The organism is Variovorax fucosicus (assembly GCF_030316825.1).
GTDB lineage: Bacteria > Pseudomonadota > Gammaproteobacteria > Burkholderiales > Burkholderiaceae_C > Variovorax > Variovorax fucosicus.
This window is the reverse complement of the sequence record NZ_JASZYU010000005.1, coordinates 1-16184: the sequence shown is the minus strand read 5'-3', so window position 1 is coordinate 16184 and position 16184 is coordinate 1. Positions and strand designations below refer to the sequence as shown.

16 protein-coding genes and 4 pseudogenes are annotated in these 16184 nt (G+C 62.7%); 7 read left to right on the top strand and 13 right to left on the bottom strand.

The annotated features are described in order from the left end of the window. Positions 1 to 916: 916 nt before the first annotated feature. The 5 genes from QTI05_RS25105 to QTI05_RS25085 form a co-directional block, all read right to left on the bottom strand. Positions 917 to 1126 carry a hypothetical protein gene (locus tag QTI05_RS25105; protein WP_286539755.1) on the bottom strand — a complete coding sequence of 70 codons (210 nt, stop codon included), beginning with the start codon at positions 1124 to 1126 and terminating at the stop codon, positions 917 to 919. Between the two features lie 177 nt (positions 1127 to 1303). Beyond that, a complete protein-coding gene (locus QTI05_RS25100) occupies positions 1304 to 2266 on the bottom strand; it encodes an alpha/beta fold hydrolase (RefSeq protein WP_286539754.1) in 963 nt (320 codons plus the stop codon). Positions 2267 to 2316: 50 nt separating this feature from the next. Then, positions 2317 to 3105, bottom strand: coding sequence for an SDR family NAD(P)-dependent oxidoreductase (locus tag QTI05_RS25095; RefSeq protein WP_286621151.1), 789 nt, complete (start codon positions 3103 to 3105; stop codon positions 2317 to 2319). Between the two features lie 62 nt (positions 3106 to 3167). Next, positions 3168 to 4256, bottom strand: a complete 1089-nt coding sequence (locus QTI05_RS25090; protein WP_286539750.1) for an alkene reductase — start codon at positions 4254 to 4256, stop codon at positions 3168 to 3170. 98 nt (positions 4257 to 4354) lie between these two features. Then, positions 4355 to 5200 carry an alpha/beta fold hydrolase gene (locus QTI05_RS25085; protein ID WP_286539748.1) on the bottom strand — a complete coding sequence of 282 codons (846 nt, stop codon included), beginning with the start codon at positions 5198 to 5200 and terminating at the stop codon, positions 4355 to 4357. Between the two features lie 132 nt (positions 5201 to 5332). Between QTI05_RS25085 and QTI05_RS25080 the strand changes: the two genes are divergently transcribed. Next, positions 5333 to 5956 (top strand): TetR/AcrR family transcriptional regulator, encoded by a 624-nt coding sequence (locus QTI05_RS25080; protein WP_286539746.1) that lies wholly within the window; start codon positions 5333 to 5335, stop codon positions 5954 to 5956. 60 nt (positions 5957 to 6016) lie between these two features. Here the strand turns inward: QTI05_RS25080 and QTI05_RS25075 are convergent. The 4 genes and pseudogenes from QTI05_RS25075 to QTI05_RS25060 all read right to left on the bottom strand — a co-directional run. Next, a pseudogene (locus QTI05_RS25075) lies at positions 6017 to 6319 on the bottom strand (dihydroxy-acid dehydratase); the annotation flags it as partial. 63 nt (positions 6320 to 6382) lie between these two features. Beyond that, positions 6383 to 6592, bottom strand: a pseudogene (locus tag QTI05_RS25070) (helix-turn-helix domain-containing protein); the annotation flags it as partial. 132 nt (positions 6593 to 6724) lie between these two features. Continuing rightward, positions 6725 to 7465: a haloacid dehalogenase type II gene (locus tag QTI05_RS25065; protein WP_286539744.1), complete on the bottom strand. Its 741-nt coding sequence runs from the start codon at positions 7463 to 7465 to the stop codon at positions 6725 to 6727. A 65-nt stretch (positions 7466 to 7530) separates the two neighbouring features. Beyond that, positions 7531 to 8034: a MarR family winged helix-turn-helix transcriptional regulator gene (locus tag QTI05_RS25060; protein ID WP_286539742.1), complete on the bottom strand. Its 504-nt coding sequence runs from the start codon at positions 8032 to 8034 to the stop codon at positions 7531 to 7533. Between the two features lie 60 nt (positions 8035 to 8094). Between QTI05_RS25060 and QTI05_RS25055 the strand changes: the two genes are divergently transcribed. From QTI05_RS25055 to QTI05_RS25040, 4 genes and pseudogenes are all read left to right on the top strand, one after another. Continuing rightward, complete coding sequence (locus QTI05_RS25055; RefSeq protein ID WP_286539740.1) at positions 8095 to 8655, top strand: PaaI family thioesterase; 561 nt, start codon at positions 8095 to 8097, stop codon at positions 8653 to 8655. Next, positions 8642 to 9579: pseudogene (locus tag QTI05_RS25050) on the top strand (acetyl-CoA C-acyltransferase); the annotation flags it as partial. The gene QTI05_RS25055 and the pseudogene QTI05_RS25050, both read left to right, overlap by 14 nt. 129 nt (positions 9580 to 9708) lie before the next feature. Next, positions 9709 to 10713, top strand: coding sequence for an aldo/keto reductase (locus QTI05_RS25045; protein WP_286621150.1), 1005 nt, complete (start codon positions 9709 to 9711; stop codon positions 10711 to 10713). A 568-nt stretch (positions 10714 to 11281) separates the two neighbouring features. After that, a complete protein-coding gene (locus QTI05_RS25040; protein ID WP_286621148.1) occupies positions 11282 to 11713 on the top strand; it encodes a nuclear transport factor 2-like protein in 432 nt (143 codons plus the stop codon). Positions 11714 to 11961: 248 nt separating this feature from the next. Here QTI05_RS25040 and QTI05_RS25035 read toward each other — a convergent pair whose 3' ends face one another. From QTI05_RS25035 to QTI05_RS25020, 4 genes and pseudogenes are all read right to left on the bottom strand, one after another. Further along, positions 11962 to 12939 carry a helix-turn-helix domain-containing protein gene (locus QTI05_RS25035; RefSeq protein ID WP_286621146.1) on the bottom strand — a complete coding sequence of 326 codons (978 nt, stop codon included), beginning with the start codon at positions 12937 to 12939 and terminating at the stop codon, positions 11962 to 11964. 82 nt (positions 12940 to 13021) lie between these two features. After that, positions 13022 to 13417, bottom strand: a complete 396-nt coding sequence (locus QTI05_RS25030) for a VOC family protein (protein ID WP_286621144.1) — start codon at positions 13415 to 13417, stop codon at positions 13022 to 13024. Between the two features lie 38 nt (positions 13418 to 13455). After that, the gene (locus tag QTI05_RS25025) at positions 13456 to 13908 is read right to left on the bottom strand and encodes a cupin domain-containing protein (RefSeq protein ID WP_286539725.1); all 453 of its coding nucleotides are present in this window, start codon (positions 13906 to 13908) and stop codon (positions 13456 to 13458) included. A gap of 268 nt (positions 13909 to 14176) precedes the next feature. Then, positions 14177 to 14526 (bottom strand): annotated as a pseudogene (locus QTI05_RS25020) (integrase core domain-containing protein); the annotation flags it as partial. A 270-nt stretch (positions 14527 to 14796) separates the two neighbouring features. Between QTI05_RS25020 and QTI05_RS25015 the strand changes: the two are divergent. Together QTI05_RS25015 and QTI05_RS25010 are read left to right on the top strand one after the other, a co-directional pair. Continuing rightward, a complete protein-coding gene (locus QTI05_RS25015; RefSeq protein ID WP_286621142.1) occupies positions 14797 to 15810 on the top strand; it encodes a tripartite tricarboxylate transporter substrate binding protein in 1014 nt (337 codons plus the stop codon). A 116-nt stretch (positions 15811 to 15926) separates the two neighbouring features. Continuing rightward, positions 15927 to 16184 (top strand): Clp protease/crotonase-like domain-containing protein (locus QTI05_RS25010; protein ID WP_506555335.1); only part of this gene is annotated, 258 nt, incomplete at its 3' end.

Below are 16184 nucleotides of genomic sequence, written 5' to 3'. Positions count from 1 at the left end.
TGCGGCCAGCCGACATAGGCGCCCGGCTGCCAAAGTCAGATCCCGGGAGCGGGTGAACGCACAAAAGGCTCACCACCAAGACCCTGCATCGCCTCACTCTTTTCAAGGAATATAGGATATTCTATAAGTTTGTCGACTTTATATCACAATGTCGTACAAATGGCGGTAAGGTGGAACTTTTCGGGCTTCAGAGTGGCGCGCAGTATGGACTGGGTGCCTCGATGGGAGCCGAAGATTCGCGTGTCCTACAGGAGGACAGTTCAGGATTTCCGAGCCGCCTCGGACCCAGTCGCCTCCACGGCTTGGGTAGCTCGGCACGCGAACTGTTTGCCTCGGGTCATGTGCGCCTCGAGTTCAAACGGCTGTCGCCGTCACCTTTCAGAAGGTGTGGCGGATTTGCATCGGGCTGAACTATCGTTTCTACCCGGGCGAGAGCGGGTTTAGGGTTTTCGAGTGCCCATCGGCTTACTCACGCCTTGGTTTCCAAAGCGCCGGAGACGGCGTGACCATCATTTGGTGCCGCTAATCCCGAGCAATTCGACGGAAAGGGCGACTTGGTTGCCATTTTGGGCGAAAGCCTGCGCCACTTCTCGGGTGACCCACCTTGCATTGGGCAATCAGCGTGAGCAGCTGCGGGTCGGCCGCGGTGGTTGCCGCCAGGCCCCGCGCAGTCCACTGCTCCCACAGTTGCCCCCTGTGCTTGAAGCTCAGGCTTCGCGGCTCCTGCCCGTGTCAAGATAGTTGTCGCCTGAGTCATGCAGCCAAGCGCTGTTTACGTAAGCGGTCCACGTCGGCCGCGACCACGCTCCGGATTCAGTGTCACCGCGCCCGCTGGCGTCCAGTTGCGCGTGCTGCGCGCCCAGTGCGCCGGATGGCGCTCGCGCGCCTGGGCGTCCTGGGTGTAGAACGCGTGCGATCACCGCATCAAGGCATGGCTGTGCAGGCATGACGTAACGAATGCCGCTATACCGCCCAGCGCCTTGGCCCCGTTCTCGATGAATGAATTGGCATTCGGAATGAATGCCGGGATGTGATTGCCCTCAGTGCTTAGCAGCTTGCCGAAAGGCCAGTACCAGCGGCGCTTGAGCCGCAGATTTACGTGCACATCTACGGTGGGCATCACCACGAAAAGCATCGTCTGACTGGCAAAGCCCGGCGGGAAATGTGCGCGCAGCGCCCGGACAGGATTGCTCAGTAACTTCCAGAGCCATGCGAGGATGCGGTCAGATGTGTATGAGACATCGGGTTGTCCTTGAATGGGAGGGTTGAGATGCAGGCCTCGCGTTAGCAGCTAGGTCACGCATCACTTGGCCAGGAAGGCCAGTGCCTTGGGCACGAAGTCCTCGTGGTACTGGAAGATGCCTCCGTGACCTGCATCGGGGTAGACGATCAGCTCGCTGTTGGGCAGGCGCTTGGCTAGGTCGTAGGTATTGCTGGTCGGCACCATCCGGTCGTCGTCGCCATTGGCCACAAGGGCCGGCTGCTTGATCACCGAAAGGTCAGCGGGCCGCTTCTGTCCCCATGCGCTGAGCGCCTGCAACTGCGCCAGATACGCCCCCGCGGCGATGTCCTTGTCGCGGTTCACGGTGCGCTCCTGCAGGCGCTTCAGAAAAGTCTTGCCGGCCTCGATCCCATCCGGCGTGCGGGTGAAGAAGAGGTACTGCTTCGGGTCTTGGCCGGTGAAGGTCGCGCGCAGCAGGTCGTAGTTCGCCACGCCTGCCACGGTGCTGATGCCTGGACCGCCCGCGGGGCCGGTGCCCGTCAGGATCAGCTTGCGCACGAGCTGCGGCTCTTTCAGCACGATCTCCTGGGCGATCATTCCGCCCATCGAGAAGCCGAAGAGGTCCACCTGCTTGAAGCCTTTGGCCTTGATGAAGGTGATGGCGTCGTCCGCCATTTGTTCGATGGTGTTAGCCGGCGAGCCGGTGGAGGCGCCGATGCCGCGGTTGTCGAACGCGACCACGTAGTGCTTCGCGGCGATGCCATCCACCACACGGGGGTCCCAGTTGTCCAGAACGGCGGCCAGATGGGTGAGCAAGATCACCGGCGTGCCGGCGTTCTTCTGGCCCAGCTCGCGGTACGCGAAGTCAACGCCGCCCGCAGAGAGGGCCTGCGTTGGCACGCTGTTCCATGTGAGGCCCTGCGTCGTGGCGACCTTGGCAGATGTGGCTGCGGCCACAGGCGGCTTGTCGGCCGTGGCGCAGGCCGACAGCAGCGTGGCAGAGAGAGCGAGCAGGCACAGGCCGACTCGGGACAGGTAAAGCATGGTGTCTCCGATGGAAAGAGTGATGGAGTGATGAAGAACTGAGGGGGCAATCAGGCTTGCTGTCGATAGCGGTCGGCAGCGTGCGCCTGCCGGATGTCCGCCAACAGTCCCTGACGCGCGCAGTCCAACGCAGTCCAGCGCTCGGCCACGTGCAGCGGCGGGATCGTGACCAGTTCGCGGCGGTCGAAACCGACCAGTGCCGCATCGACCAGTTCGCCGACGTCCATTACCTCGGTCAGCGTGTTGACGTCGATCCCGGCGCGCTCCCAGATTTCGGTGCGGGTGGCCGCTGGCAACACGGCTTGCACGTAGACCCCCTTGGGGGCCAGTTCCAAGCTCAGCCCCTGCGACAGGAACAGCACGAACGCCTTGGTGGCACCGTAGATCGACATGCCGAATTCGGGCGCGAAGCCGACCACGGAGCCGAGGTTGACGATCGAGCCAGCGCCTGCCTGCGCAAAGCGCGGCGCGGCTGCTGCCGCGAGCCGCGTGAGCGACGTGATGTTGAGCGCGATCAGACGGTCGATGCTCTCTGCCGTCTGCTGCTCGAAGCCGCCCGACTGGGCCATGCCGGCGTTGTTGATCAGGATGTCGATACGGGCGTCGTCACGCAGGCGGGCTTCGACGGTAGCCAGGTCGGCCTGATTCGTCAGGTCGGCCTGCAGCACGTCCACGGCAACCTGGTGTTCGTCGCGCAGGCGCTGCGCAAGCGCGTCCAGGCGTGCCTTGTCGCGCGCGACCAGCACGAGGTCGTGGCCTCGCTGCGCGAAGCGCTCGGCGTAGGTGGCGCCGATGCCGGTCGAAGCGCCGGTAATGAGGGCGGTGGATTGGGTGGTCATATGGACGTTCTCCGCAGATCAGAGGGCACCGGGCCGCAGCGTTGGGCCCGGCGCCTGTTTGCTTACCTGGCCTCGGCCAGCGTGGGGTAGTCGGTGTAGCCCGCGGCGCCTCCGCCGTAGAGCGTGGACGGGTTGAGCTGTGCCAGCGGCGCGCCGCTCTTCAATCGTTCGACAAGATCGGGGTTGCTGATGAACGGCCGACCGAAGGCAAACAGGTCCGCCTTGCCCGATTCGAGCTGGGCGGCAGCGAATTCCAGGTCGTAGCCGTTGTTGGCGAGGTAGGTCTGCTTGAAGCTGCTGCGCAGCGCGGCGAAGTTGAATGGCGCCACGTCGCGCGGGCCGCCCGTCGCACCTTCGACCACGTGCAGGTAGACGATGCCCAGCGTGCTGAGCTGTTCGACGATGTAGCCGTACTGCGGCTGCGGGTCGCTGCTGGAGATGCCGTTGGCCGGCGATACGGGGGAGATGCGCACGCCGGTGCGATCGGCACCGATCTCCTTCGCCACCGCGGCGACGACCTCCAGCAGCAGGCGGGCGCGGTTCTCGACCGAGCCGCCGTAGGCGTCGGTGCGATGGTTGGCCCCGTCCTTGATGAACTGCTCCAGCAGGTAGCCATTGGCGCCGTGGACCTCCACGCCGTCGAAGCCGGCGGCGATGGCGTTGGCAGCGGCCTGGCGGAAGTCGTTCACGATGCCAGGCAGCTCGTTCAATTCGAGGGCGCGGGGCTCGGACACGTCGGCAAAGCCGTTGTTGACGAAGGTCTTGGTCGCCGCGCGGATGGCCGAGGGCGCGACCGGCGCGGCACCGCCCGGCTGCACATCGACGTGCGACACGCGGCCCACGTGCCAGAGCTGCACGAAGATGCGCCCGCCCTGGGCGTGCACGGCGTCCGTGACCTGGCGCCAGCCGGCGATCTGCTCGGGCGTGTACAGGCCGGGGGTGTCCTGGTAGCCCTGGGCCTGGGCCGACACCTGGGTGGCCTCTGTGATGATCAGGCCGGCCGAAGCGCGCTGGGCGTAGTAGGTCGCGGCCAGTTCGCTGGGTACCAAGCCGGCGCCGGCGCGGTTGCGGGTCAGCGGCGCCATGACGATGCGATTGGCGAGGGTCAGAGGTCCCAGCTTGTATGGCTCGAAGAGCGCTTTCTTGCTCATGTCGGTATACGTTCTCTTGAATGGATGGACGTGCGGCCGATGCGATGCGGCCGCAGAGTGAAGTCAATGGCTGGTGGCGCACGTACTCGTGCGCACCGTCACTCCGCCAGGAACTGGATGGCGTGCTTGAGGAAGCGCTCGGGGTCCTGGAACTGCGCGCCGTGGCCGGCGTCCGGGTAGACCAGGAGCTGGGCGTTGGGGATGTTCTGCGCCAGGTGCCAGGAGTTGATCGTGGGGATCATCACGTCCTTGACCCCGTTGAGCACCAGCGTGGGCTGCTGGATGGCATTCAGGTAGGCGTAGGGGTTCTCGCCAGCCAGCGGCGGCAGGTAGGCGCCATGTGCTTCGGCCTGCGCCTGGGCCACCGCTGCGGAGCTGGGCGGGTCCTGGTCGACACGCTGGTGGCGGCGCTTCCAGAAGGCCTGCCCAGCCTGCTTGGCGGCTTCGGAGCGCCCGAAGAACAGGTAGAGGAAGTCCTCCACCGTGGGCACCGGTCGGGGCGCGACTTCGAGCACCTTGGGCTCCATGTTCGGATCGCCGCCGCGCAGCCCGGTGCCCAGCAGCAGCAACTTGCGCACGAGCTGCGGATGGCGCAGCGTCACCTCCTGCACCTGGAAGCCCCCGAGCGAGAAGCCCAGCAGGTCCACCTGCGACAGACCCAGCGCCTGGATTACCAGCGCAATGTCGTCGGCCATGTCCTCGATGCGGTTGCGCGGAGTGCCGCTCGACGAGGCAATGCCACGGCCGTTGAAGAGGATGACCTCGCGGCCAGTGGCGAGACCATCGGTCAGCAGCGGGTCCCAGTGATCCATGCCACCGCGGAAGTGCTGCACGAAGAACAGCGGCGGCTGCGAACTCGAGGCGTTGCCCCAGCGGCGGTAGGCGAACTTGTCGCCATCGACCTCGACGAACTGGGTGGGTGCGGTCAGGTGCGTGTTGCTCATGATCAGGGTCCTTTCAAGTGAGACCCATCAATGATGACGGTCATAATCTAACTTGTCAAGGGGTTTGATGATGAACGACATCAATGTATAGTGAGATCTCCTGGCACAGCGAAAAATCAACTCAACTCCGATATGAAGGTCACCAAGGCACAAGCGCAGGCGAACCGGGCGCACATCGTCGAAACAGCTTCGGCGCTCTTCCGCGAGCGTGGCTACGACGGCGTGGGCGTTGCCGACCTGATGGCCGCTGCGGGCTTCACCCACGGCGGCTTCTACAAGCACTTCGGCTCCAAGGCCGATCTGATGGCGGAATCCGCAGCGTGCGGCATCGCGCAGACAGCGGCGCTGACCGCGGGAGTAGACACCCCGGATTTCGTGCGCGCCTACGTCTCGCGCGAGCATCGCGACGCCCGCGCCAGCGGTTGCACGATGGCTGCGCTGGGCGGGGACGCCGCCCGTCAGCCCGAAGCGGTCCGGTCGACGTTCGTGGCTGGCATCGAGAGCCTGCTGGCTGAGCTGAGCCGCGCGGGCACTGCATTGGATGGTGCAGATCCGGAACAGGCGCGAGCCCGGTCGCTCGGCATCCTGACCCACGTGGTGGGCGCCATCGTCCTGTCGCGCGCCTGCCCGGACGATTCGCCGCTGGCCGACGAGATCCTGACGGTGTGCCGCGATGCGATCCTCGCGTCGGTCGACCTGCCTGGGAGCCCGTCTGCGAAAACGCGCTCATCAGCGCGAGAGCGCAGCGCGAGTTGATTTCCGGGCCTTGAGCGGATGGGCGGTCGCCGGCCTGCGAGCGCCCATCCGCAGTGTTCGGTGATTGTTTCTCGGGACGAATGCGCCTCGTGGACCAACGAGGAAGTCCAGGTCGCAGCCCTCATCTGCTTGCAAGACGTGGTCGACATGCAGGCGCCAGTAGCCGCTCTCCAGCGGCGCTGTGGGCGCCTTCCACTTGGTGAGACGTGCGACCAGCTCTTCGGCGCTGACATGCAGGCGCAGCAGGCGCTGCGGCACGCTCAGCTCGATGAGGTCCCCATCACGAACGGCCGCGAGAGGGCCGCCGGCAGCGGCCTCGGGGCCGAATGCAGTACCCACGGTGCCGTAGGCCGTTCGGCTCGCCGCCGCAGCCATGATGTCCAGATTGCCGGCGTACTTGGGCAGGTAGCTGATTTCGATGACGTGTTTCTCGCGCAGCTGCTGGAGAACCCGATTCACCGATTGTCGCGAAGCGCCAACCATCGCCGCCAGGTCTGACTGCGACATCTGTATCTGCGACTGATCCGGATCGTCTTGCTCTGCGGTGCGCAGTTGCATGGTTCCGGAAAGCAAGAGCTGCCTCGCCACACGTACCGGAAGGCTGTCCAAACTGGCGCATTCGTAGTTTTGCGCCATCGCCCGAAACTGTGCAGCCATCAGGCGCGAAATAGCCCGGTCGAATAGCTACCCAGCCTCCGAAGGACTCGCGGGGCCAGAACTCAGCTCGGCACCTCCGGGGCATCGGAGTAACTGAGAACGGTATGCATACTATCCACCATCGTGAATTTTCGCGGCGGCACGTTCGAATTGGTCGGCTAAATCGATCAGGCTCTCTGCCTGCCAATCCCATGCTTGCTGGGAAGACGCATCGGGAGCGGGCGCGCCGCCGTACTCCAGCGGACGATCCACATACGCCGTCTGCAAACCACAAGCCCTTGCCGCCGCCAGGTCGCTATGGTGGCAGGCCACCAGGCACAGCTCCTGGGGCGGGAGTCCGAGTGCACCGGCGGTGGCGAGGTATGCCGTCGGCTGGGGCTTATAAGCCTTGGCGAGTTCTGCGCCGAGGATGGCATCCCACTGCAACCCATTGAAGCGGTTCATCGCCACCATGAGTGACACATTGGCATTCGACAGTGTGACCACGGGAAGGTGAGTTCGCAGTCGGCTCAAGCCAAGTGGAACGTCGGGCCAGGGATCGAGCCGACGCCATGCGCTGGAAAGACCATGGAGCGTTGACGGCTCAAATCGGCTCGCGGGCAAGTTGTATTGCTCAAGCAGCTCCAGCAACATTTCATGGTGAAGCTCATCCAGTGGCACGAACGGCCTATCGCCACTGCGGCAGCGCTGCATCGCCGGTTGGTAGAGCATCCGCCACTCCAATGCAAACCGTTCAGCGCTGACGCCTGGTAAATGGTTCGCAACGAACGAGCGGGCTTCGCGAGCAATGCTCTGATGCCAATCGACCACTGTGCCGAAGACATCGAACGCCAACGCTTTTGGCAGCTTCATGTAGTTTCTCCTTGATCCGTGTTCTTGATAGGCCAGCGCCACACCATGCCGGAGATAGAAATGGGTTATCTCCGGGAGCGCCTGCTGCGATTACAGCTGTCAACTGATTCAGCGTTGTCTTCGGCGGAACTTTGGGGATCGTCATCGAGGCATTCGATGCAGGCGTCCAGCAGCTCGTGCAGCGCGGCGACGCGCGCGATTCCCAGACGCTCGTTGAGCGCCAGTTGCGCCGCCTTCCAGGCCCGTTGCCCCTCGGTCTGCTTGGCTCGACCCGCTTCTGTGGCCTCCACCAAGCGGCTGCGCGCATCGCTACCCGCACCGATCTGCAGCCACCCATGCGCCACCAGCGGCTGCATGTTGCGCGTCAACGTCGAAGCATCCATGTGCATGCGTTTGGCCAGTTCGCCCGGACGGATAGGCCCAAGCCTGACGACGTGTGACAGCAGCGCGTATTGCGTGTTCTTCAGTCCCGTCTCGCTGACGTGGTAGTCGTAGTGACGCGTCACCATGCGAGTGAGCTGGCGGAGCTTCAGGTTCGTACACCCTTGCGGCTTGGCGGCGTTCTTCATGTGCTACATTGTATATGCAACCTTTGTATGTGCAATCGTGTCGAGCGAAAGGAGTGCCGGATGGAAGTCGACGACGTAGTAGCCCGCTGGGAAGCGGACGAAGCGCGCGTGCGCGCGCGCCAAAGTGCTCCGGGCGCAGAGCCCAAGGGAAAGGTCTTTGGCCGCTCGGGCATGGAGATGTTCGAGGCAATCTTCTCGGGCGAGCTGCCCCCTCCGCCGATCAACGACACGGTCAACATCCTGGCGATCCACATCGAACCCGGAGTCGCCGTCTTCCAGGGGCGACCGCAAAGGAGCCTCTACAACCCGCTCGGCACCGTGCATGGCGGCTGGTTCGCCACGCTGCTGGACTCTGCCGTGGGGTGTGCCGTGCATTCGACGCTACCCGCCGGCAAAGGCTTCACCACCCTGGAACTCAAGGTGAACATGCTTCGCGCGCTCAACGATCAAGTGCCGCTGGTGCGTGCGGAAGGCAAGTTGATCCACGCCGGACGGCAAGTTGCCGTGGCCGAAGGTCGGATCGTCGGCCCCGACGGAAAGATCTATGCGCATGCAACCACGACCTGCCTCATCTTCGACCAACCCGCTCTCACGACAGGGAGTTCCGATGAGCAAGCCTGAAATCGTTCTTTGTGCGCCGTTGCGCACGCCGATCGGCACCTTTGGTGGTGCGTTGAAAGACACCCCTGCAACCACGCTGGGCGCGGCTGTAGTGCGCGAAACCCTCCGGCGCGCCGGCCTGCCTTCTGAGGCTGTCGATACCGTGGTGCTGGGTCAGGTGATCCAGGCCGGGGCCAAGATGAACCCTGCACGTCAAGCCGCCATTGGCGGCGGCCTCCCGTTGCAGGTGCCCGCAGTGACCGTCAACCGCGTTTGCGGTTCTGGTGCGCAGGCCATCGCCAGCGCTGCGCTGAAGGTGGCCGCCGGGTACGCCAAGGCGGCGATCGCTGGCGGCATGGAGAACATGGATCAAGCCCCGTATCTCTCGCTTGGTGCGCGCTGGGGCAGTCGCATGGGCGACGCCGCCATGCTCGCAGCCTGCTGCGAGACGGTCTCAACGATGCCTTCAGCGGACAGCATTCGGGCTGGCATACCGAAGACCTGGTCAGCCAGTACGGGATCACCCGCGAAGATCAGGACCGCTGGGCAGCGCGCTCGCAACAGCGTTTCAGCGCGGCACAGGGGGCAGGCAAGTTCGACGAGGAAATCGTTGCGATCGAACTGGCCGGCCGCAAGGGGCCGGTGCGCTTCGACCGCGACGAGGCCAACCGCCCCGACACGACCATCGAAACGCTGGCCAAGCTCAAGCCCGCTTTCCGCAAGGACGGCAGCATTACCGCCGGCAACGCGTCTGGACTCAATAGCGGCGCGGCTGCGGTGATCTTTGCGGAACGCGGCTTTGCCGAGAAGCAAGGCCTCCAGCCTTGGGCGCGACTCGTCGCGCAGGGCGTGGCCGGGGTCGAGCCCGGCAGGCGACTAGTTGCACGTGGAAAGCAAGGTGCTGGAAGTTCGCCAGTCCAAGTCCAGGCCCGAGCAAGGGCTGGTCAAGGTGCGGAGGAACAGCCTGAATCAGGACGGGGGCGTCGTGCAGATTTCCGTCGGCAATGTGGTGGTTCCGCGCCGGTCGGCATCGTCGGGTGAGCCGCAGCACGATATTTCTCAAAGGAGCGAAGCATGAAATACACCGTCTTTGGAAAAACCGGCCTGCGTGTGTCGCAAGTCGCATTGGGCACGGGCAACTTCGGCACGGGCTGGGGTTATGGTGCCGACCCCGATGCCGCAGAGGCCGTCTTCAACGCCTATGCCGAGGCCGGCGGCAACTTCATCGACACGGCAGACGTTTACCAGTTCGGCCAATCGGAAGAACTGCTCGGCACTCTGCTGCAGGGGCGGCGCGAGGACTTTGTGCTGGCCACCAAGTTCACCAACGGCGCCGTGCCGAACGCGAACCGGTTGGTCACCGGCAACAGCCGCAAAGCACTGGTGGCTTCCGTGGAGGCGAGCCTCAAGCGCCTCAAGACCGACAGGATCGACATCTACTGGGCGCACCATCCCGATGGCGTCACGCCCATCGAGGAGATCGTCCGCGGCTTCGAGGATCTGGCGCGTACGGGCAAGATCCTCTATGCAGGCTTGTCGAACTTCCCCGCCTGGCGCCTGGCCCGTGCGGTCACCCTGGCTGAACTGACCCACGCGGTACCCATTGCGGCGGCCCAGTTCGAGCACAGCCTGGTGCGCCGTGAGCCCGAGGCCGACCTGTTCCCGGCCGCGCGCGCCCTGGACCTGGGCGTGGTGACCTGGTCACCGTTGGGCGGGGGCATGTTGACCGGCAAGTACCGGCAAGGAGAAAAGGGCCGGGCTGAAGGCTTTGGCGGCCGGGTCTTCCAGCCGGAGAACTCGGCGCAGCGCACGCAGGTTCTGGACACCGTGCTGGCTGTAGCAAGCGAGTTGGGCGTCAGCGCAGGCCAAGTTGCTATTGCCTGGGCCGGCACGCATGGGGCCGTGCCGATCATCGGACCGCGCTCGGTTGCCCAACTGATCGACAACCTCGGTGCGCTGACGGTCGACCTCTCGGCCGAACAACTCCATCGCCTTGATACCGCAAGCAGCCTCGTGCCATCGGCGCCGTCACGGTCGCCGGTTCCCTGGGCCGGAGAACTCACCGAAGTCGTCGCCTGAGCTGAGCCTGCCGCTGCAGATAGCAGCAATAGTCGGCGATCCATCCTGGAGGTCGCTGCCAACGAACGGCCACGTGCAATCGCGTGGCCGTTCGCTTTTGCAGAACTTGGCGCTCGCCTGGTATCGCCCAACCATCCGTCCGTCGAGCCGCTAGAGCCTCCTCGTTCGTGGCTTTGCTGCTGGGCGTGCTCGACGCAGACCTCTTGCACCGCTCCGACCAGCGTCGTCCAGAGCCTCTTGGTCCGTTGGTCCGTCATGAGTCCGGACCCGCCCGATCGACCATGGCAGTTGCGGCAGATGCGTGTGCTCGATCCCGACCCCGATCGGCGCCTAGCCCAACAATCAGATTGATGCACATGGGCAACTGCGCAGGGCTTCAACGACGTGAAGCCGCTCTCTCGAAGCAGTTCACTGCGTCCCAGGAGGCGCACCGACCTTTGCTCGGGAAAACCCGCTCTTTGCGCGTCCAGTCAAGCACGACTTCCCTTTGAACGCAGTCCATCCCGGTTGCGCTGCGTATCGTTCTTCGGTTCATAAGTTCACGGCCCTGAGCCGAAAGGAGACAACGATGCCCCTACATATTCAATCATCACCGCGGCGCGCATTCCATCAAGGCGCGCTGGTGCTTGCCGCAGCCCCGCTGGCTATCCTTTCCGGCGAGGCTGCCGCAGCCTATGCCTCTACCGAAACTGTGCTGAAACATCACCTTGGTGCGTTTGCCAAAGGCTTGGACGAAATCATGCAAGACTATTCCGACTCTTCGATCCTCCTCACGCATGACAAAAAGTATCACGGCAAGGAGGAGATCAGAGGCTTCTTCGACGGTTTCCTGAAGTCGGTCAAGCCAGGCTTCTGGGAAGCCTTCAAGATCAATGCGCAGGCGATCGACGGCGACGTGGCCTATCTTGTTTGGGAGGCGAAGCCCTTCGTGAATATCGCGACTGACACCCTGGTGGTGCGCAAGGGCAAGATCGCGGCTCAGACGTTCACTGCCGGCTAGGTCTTGCTCGAACTTTTGAAGGACTGAATCGATAGCGGTCTTTCCAGTGAAACAGCGATGCATGCGCGTCGGGCGAGATTTCCATCTGCTGCTGCGGCGCCCACGCCGGACCTACTTGCGCCGGATGCGCGCACTCTGATGAGAGCGGGTTGTCGCTCAGCCTAGTTGAGCGAGGAGCTAGGTAGCCGTGAGTCGCGGTGGAACCGCGAGTTGCGTGCCAGCCGTGTCTTGAAAGGGGCCCGCACGAGCTATCGCGGAGCCGTCACGCGAAACTCCCGGGGCCCGACGCCATACTGCAGCTTGAAGATCCTCGTGAAATGCGAAGGGTCCGCGAATCCCCAGGTATAAGCAATCTCCGCGACGCTGCAGTCCCGATAGGTCCGGCTGCGAAGGTCGTCCCTGCATCGCTCTAGTCGTTGCGTTCTGATCCACACTGAAGCGCTCACGCCGATCTGAGCAAAGAGCATGTGTACGTACCGCGGCGACATGTTGTTGGCTGCCGCGATACTGGTCGGCGACAGGTGGTCGTCCTGCAGGTGGGCGAGAATGTAGTCCTGCAGTTGCTTCAGGTAGCGCGATGACAGTCCGCGCTGTGGCGCCTCGACGCGATGGCACATCGCCGCGGTCAGCAACTCCAGCGTGGCACGCCGTACGCCGGCATTGTCGCCTTCGGTGAAGAGTTCCAGTTGATGTGCGAGGCTGTCGATGTGCGAATAGAGAACCGCACCGATTCCGACGCGGCTGTCGATCACCGTACCGGTGAATCCCGTGCCACGGGGAAGTCGCTCCTTGACCTCCGCCCAAGGCAGTACTAGCGACACCTTGTGCAGACGTTCCATCACCGTGAATTCGGCTGGCTGCGCGCTCGTCCAGATCACCAGGTCTCCCGCACCCAGGCTGATGTCCTCTCCCGCGAAATGGAATCTCTCGCGCCCAGCCTTGGTAATCTGCACGCCGATGTAGGGGACGGGCTCACGGCCGACAAATTGCGGCAGCCGGCTTCCCGAGCAGGGGTCGCACACGCACTCGACCGCGCGCAGGCCGTTGATGTCGCGGCTCCGAATGCTCGCCGAGAAACCGTCGGCGACCGATTCTGTGACCTGCCAATGGCCGTAGTTCTGCGTGAGGGCGGCTTGCCACGCGTCAGTGGCCTCGGACCTGCGGATGCCGGCGGTCGACCAGTGCTGTACCGTCAAGGGGCTCTTCATGCTGGCGTTTGCTTGCATGTTGTCTCCGTTGTGCATGTGACCCCGATGGGTCGCGATGCAGAATATCCGGGAGCAGCGCGGGTGCCGAGGGGGTTTGCACTCAGTGGTAGTGACCGTGGCGCTCTAGCACTTCGATTTTGTACCCGTCCGGGTCCTGGATGAAGAAGAAGCGCGCGAGCAGTTCCTCCCCGCGCTTGAATTCCTTCACATCTCCGGGCTGATAACCCATGCCCAATAGGCGCGCCCTTTCGGCGTTCGCATCGTCGACCACGGCGGCGATGTGCCCGTAGCCGCTGCCGTGGGTGTAGGGCTCCTCCCTGCTCTTGTTCAGCGTCAACTCCAGTTCGAATTCGCACTCGCCGCTGCGCAGGTAAACCAGCGCGAAATCCGGAAAGTCCAGCCGATGGGACTCGGATAGATCCAACAGGTCGGCGTAGAAGCGCATTGAACGATCCAGGTCGGCTACCCGGATCATGGTGTGGATGATCTTGGACATGAGGGAAATTGGAGCCCGAATTCAAGGCACTCGATCGTCTACCTATGCGCGTCGACGTGCGCCTGCCAGGCGCCCTGCGCCTCTTCCCAGCCGATGTTGGCAATCACGCTTGCATCGGGGTTGATGAACGCGAGCGGCCCGGAAAACGTCATGTAGAACGCGCTCGGGACGGGGAAGTAGGTCTTGTCGTGGCGCGCGCCGGAAGACTCGAAGCCGTAGCCCGGCGCCAGCGCCGTATCGCCTCCTTCGGCCTTGCCCCCGCGCACGTCCATGCGGCCCTTGTAGAGGAAATATTCGCCCGGCCCGGTGTGGAAGTGCGCATTGAAGGACGAGCCCTCCGGACACTCGAACACGGCCGTCCAACTGCCAGCCTCCGGCGAGACGTAAAGCAACCTCCAGGTGATGCCCCCCTTTGAAAAGGCGTCAGGAAAAGGCGCCCACGGCATGTCGTCTATCTGGACGTACTCTTCCTTGGCTTTCATTTTGGCCATTTGTTCTGTCTCCTTGCTCGCAAGAGCTTCAAGTGATTACTCGGGCATCGGCCCCCCGCAACGACGAGCCGACGAAACGCGCGCCCTGGGACTGCGCGAAGGCATGTCTTGGAACACGCTCACACAAACGATAGGCGGCGCGGGCGCGAACGACTGGGGCTTGCAGGAAGTACTGCTTGACTGCGCGCGAACTCCACGGATTGAAGGTCTCCGGGTTAACGCGAATACCGGGGGGGGGTAAGCGGTCCACGTCGACCGCGACCACGTTGTCACGCTTCGGATTCAGTGTCACCGCGCCCGCTGGCGTCCAGTTGCGCGTGCTGCGCGCCGAGTGCGCCGGATGGCGCTCGCGCGCCTGGGTATAGAGCGCGTGCGATCACCGCATCAAGGCCAGCATGGCGCTGTGCAGGCGTGACGTAGCGAATGCCGCTATGGCGATGGCGATGTTCGACGCTGTACCAACGCACGAATGCCCTGGCCCAGGCGGCGAGCAGCGTGCAGGTCGCCAAAGCCCTTGGCAGGGAACTCAGGGCGGTACTTGGCGGTGCGAAACCGCGACTCGGCATAGGCGTTGTCATCGCTCACGCGCGGCCTGGAGTACGACGGCTTCACAACCAGCAGATCGGGCAGCGGGTGTTTGTCGTGCACGTTGGCTGCGCACACCCTCATGCGTTTGACATGGCGAGCCGGCGACCTCGCAAAACAGAAGTTCATGGCCGCACCCACAAGCCTGTTGAAAAAATAAATTTTTCTGTGTAATATCGACAAACGGCTGACGCAACCGAGCATTGTCCGACGCTGGATGAGTGGAAGGTGATCGTTAGTCGAGGTCCGGCGGCTTGACCCTTTGGGTCAAGCCTCGCAATCCAACACGCCCAGGAGACAAAAGTGTTAATCCATCATCCGCTCACTTCGGTCAAGAGAATTTCCGCATGTTGGAAGGCGGTCATATTCAGTCTGATCGCAATGGCTTTCTCTCTGCCGCAATACAGCGCTGGTAGCGAGCAATATCCGTCAAAGCCAATAGTAGTCAAGGTGGCGTTTCCGGCCGGAGGTGGAGTAGACGGGGTTGTCAGGCAAATTCTCGCAGCGCTTCAAAGTTCGCTTGGTCAGCCCGTCGTAGTTGAAAACCTTCCGGGCGTAGGTGGTGCTATTGGCGCCATGAACGTCGCGAGAGCGTCGTCGGACGGATACACGCTGCTTGCCCACGCGAACGATCTGATTCTCGCGCCACTTGTGTTGTCGTCCGCCCAATACAAGGCGAGCGACTTTAGGCTGATCACCCCATTATCTCGCAGCGACTTCATTCTTGTAGCTCGGCCAGGGCTTGCAGGAAAAAAGCTCAAAGATTTAGTTGAGATGAGTAAAACAGCGCAGGGGGGGCTATCCATCGCGCACCAGGGTCTTGGATCGCTATCGCATTTGGCCAGTGAAGATTTTGCCTCGTTCGCCGGAATGCAAATCACAGGAGTGCCCTATAAGGGAGGGGCGCCAATCATTCAGGATCTTCTCGGGAACCATGTCGACTTAGCCTTTTTGCCTATTGCAGCCAACAGCATTTCTATGATCAAAGAAGGCCGGATCATTCCAGTCGGCCTAGCTGCATCGCAGCGCAACGCAGAGATTCCCGATGTAGCAACTCTCGCGGAGGGGCGTGATCGCACGTTTGAATACGCCTCCTGGAGTGTGATTATGGTGAAGCGGGATGTGCCTGAGAGCGTTGCCGAAAGGCTAAACATCGCTATTCGCAAGGCGATTGAAACGCCTGAATTCCAAAGATTTGCCAAAGATAGTGCCGCCAAGCCATTCGGTATGTCGCTGAAGGACGCTGATGTCTTCTACGCATCAGCTATCAAGCAGTACGCAGATATGGCGGTCAAGTTCAAATTGCAGCCGCAGTGATCTCTAAAAGCTCGGTCTTTACCGAAAGCAATTTTTGTAACTCGGAGTGCACCACGGCTAGCTCCAAATGTTATGTGACCCAAAGTATCTAACGTATGACAGAAAGAGGCGGAATTATGAATGATTTGATTAAGCATAGTGTTGACGGCCCAGTTTCCATTTTGTCGATGGAAGCACGCCCGCACAATTTCATGAGCATTGCATTTTTGGACGCGGTACTGGATGGTCTGTCCGCAGCTGAGTCCGCAGGGTCACGAGCGGTAATTCTGCGCAGCGGTCTCAAGAATTTCTCTGCAGGCGCGGACGTCGACTATTTGAATGAAGTGCGAAGCGCCGCTATCGCGGGTCGCGCACATCCGTATGACCTTCCCGGC

Excerpts from the sequence above, each read along its gene's own strand:
- QTI05_RS25100 (WP_286539754.1), bottom strand. The coding sequence starts at position 2,266 with ATGCTTTACCTGTCCCGAGTCGGCCTGTGCCTGCTCGCTCTCTCTGCC.
- QTI05_RS25095 (WP_286621151.1), bottom strand. The coding sequence starts at position 3,105 with ATGACCACCCAATCCACCGCCCTCATTACCGGCGCTTCGACCGGCATC.
- QTI05_RS25090 (WP_286539750.1), bottom strand. The coding sequence starts at position 4,256 with ATGAGCAAGAAAGCGCTCTTCGAGCCATACAAGCTGGGACCTCTGACC.
- QTI05_RS25085 (WP_286539748.1), bottom strand. The coding sequence starts at position 5,200 with ATGAGCAACACGCACCTGACCGCACCCACCCAGTTCGTCGAGGTCGAT.
- QTI05_RS25080 (WP_286539746.1), top strand. The coding sequence starts at position 5,333 with ATGAAGGTCACCAAGGCACAAGCGCAGGCGAACCGGGCGCACATCGTC.
- QTI05_RS25065 (WP_286539744.1), bottom strand. The coding sequence starts at position 7,465 with ATGAAGCTGCCAAAAGCGTTGGCGTTCGATGTCTTCGGCACAGTGGTC.
- QTI05_RS25060 (WP_286539742.1), bottom strand. The coding sequence starts at position 8,034 with ATGAAGAACGCCGCCAAGCCGCAAGGGTGTACGAACCTGAAGCTCCGC.
- QTI05_RS25055 (WP_286539740.1), top strand. The coding sequence starts at position 8,095 with ATGGAAGTCGACGACGTAGTAGCCCGCTGGGAAGCGGACGAAGCGCGC.
- QTI05_RS25045 (WP_286621150.1), top strand. The coding sequence starts at position 9,709 with ATGAAATACACCGTCTTTGGAAAAACCGGCCTGCGTGTGTCGCAAGTC.
- QTI05_RS25040 (WP_286621148.1), top strand. The coding sequence starts at position 11,282 with ATGCCCCTACATATTCAATCATCACCGCGGCGCGCATTCCATCAAGGC.
- QTI05_RS25035 (WP_286621146.1), bottom strand. The coding sequence starts at position 12,939 with ATGCAAGCAAACGCCAGCATGAAGAGCCCCTTGACGGTACAGCACTGG.
- QTI05_RS25030 (WP_286621144.1), bottom strand. The coding sequence starts at position 13,417 with ATGTCCAAGATCATCCACACCATGATCCGGGTAGCCGACCTGGATCGT.
- QTI05_RS25025 (WP_286539725.1), bottom strand. The coding sequence starts at position 13,908 with ATGGCCAAAATGAAAGCCAAGGAAGAGTACGTCCAGATAGACGACATG.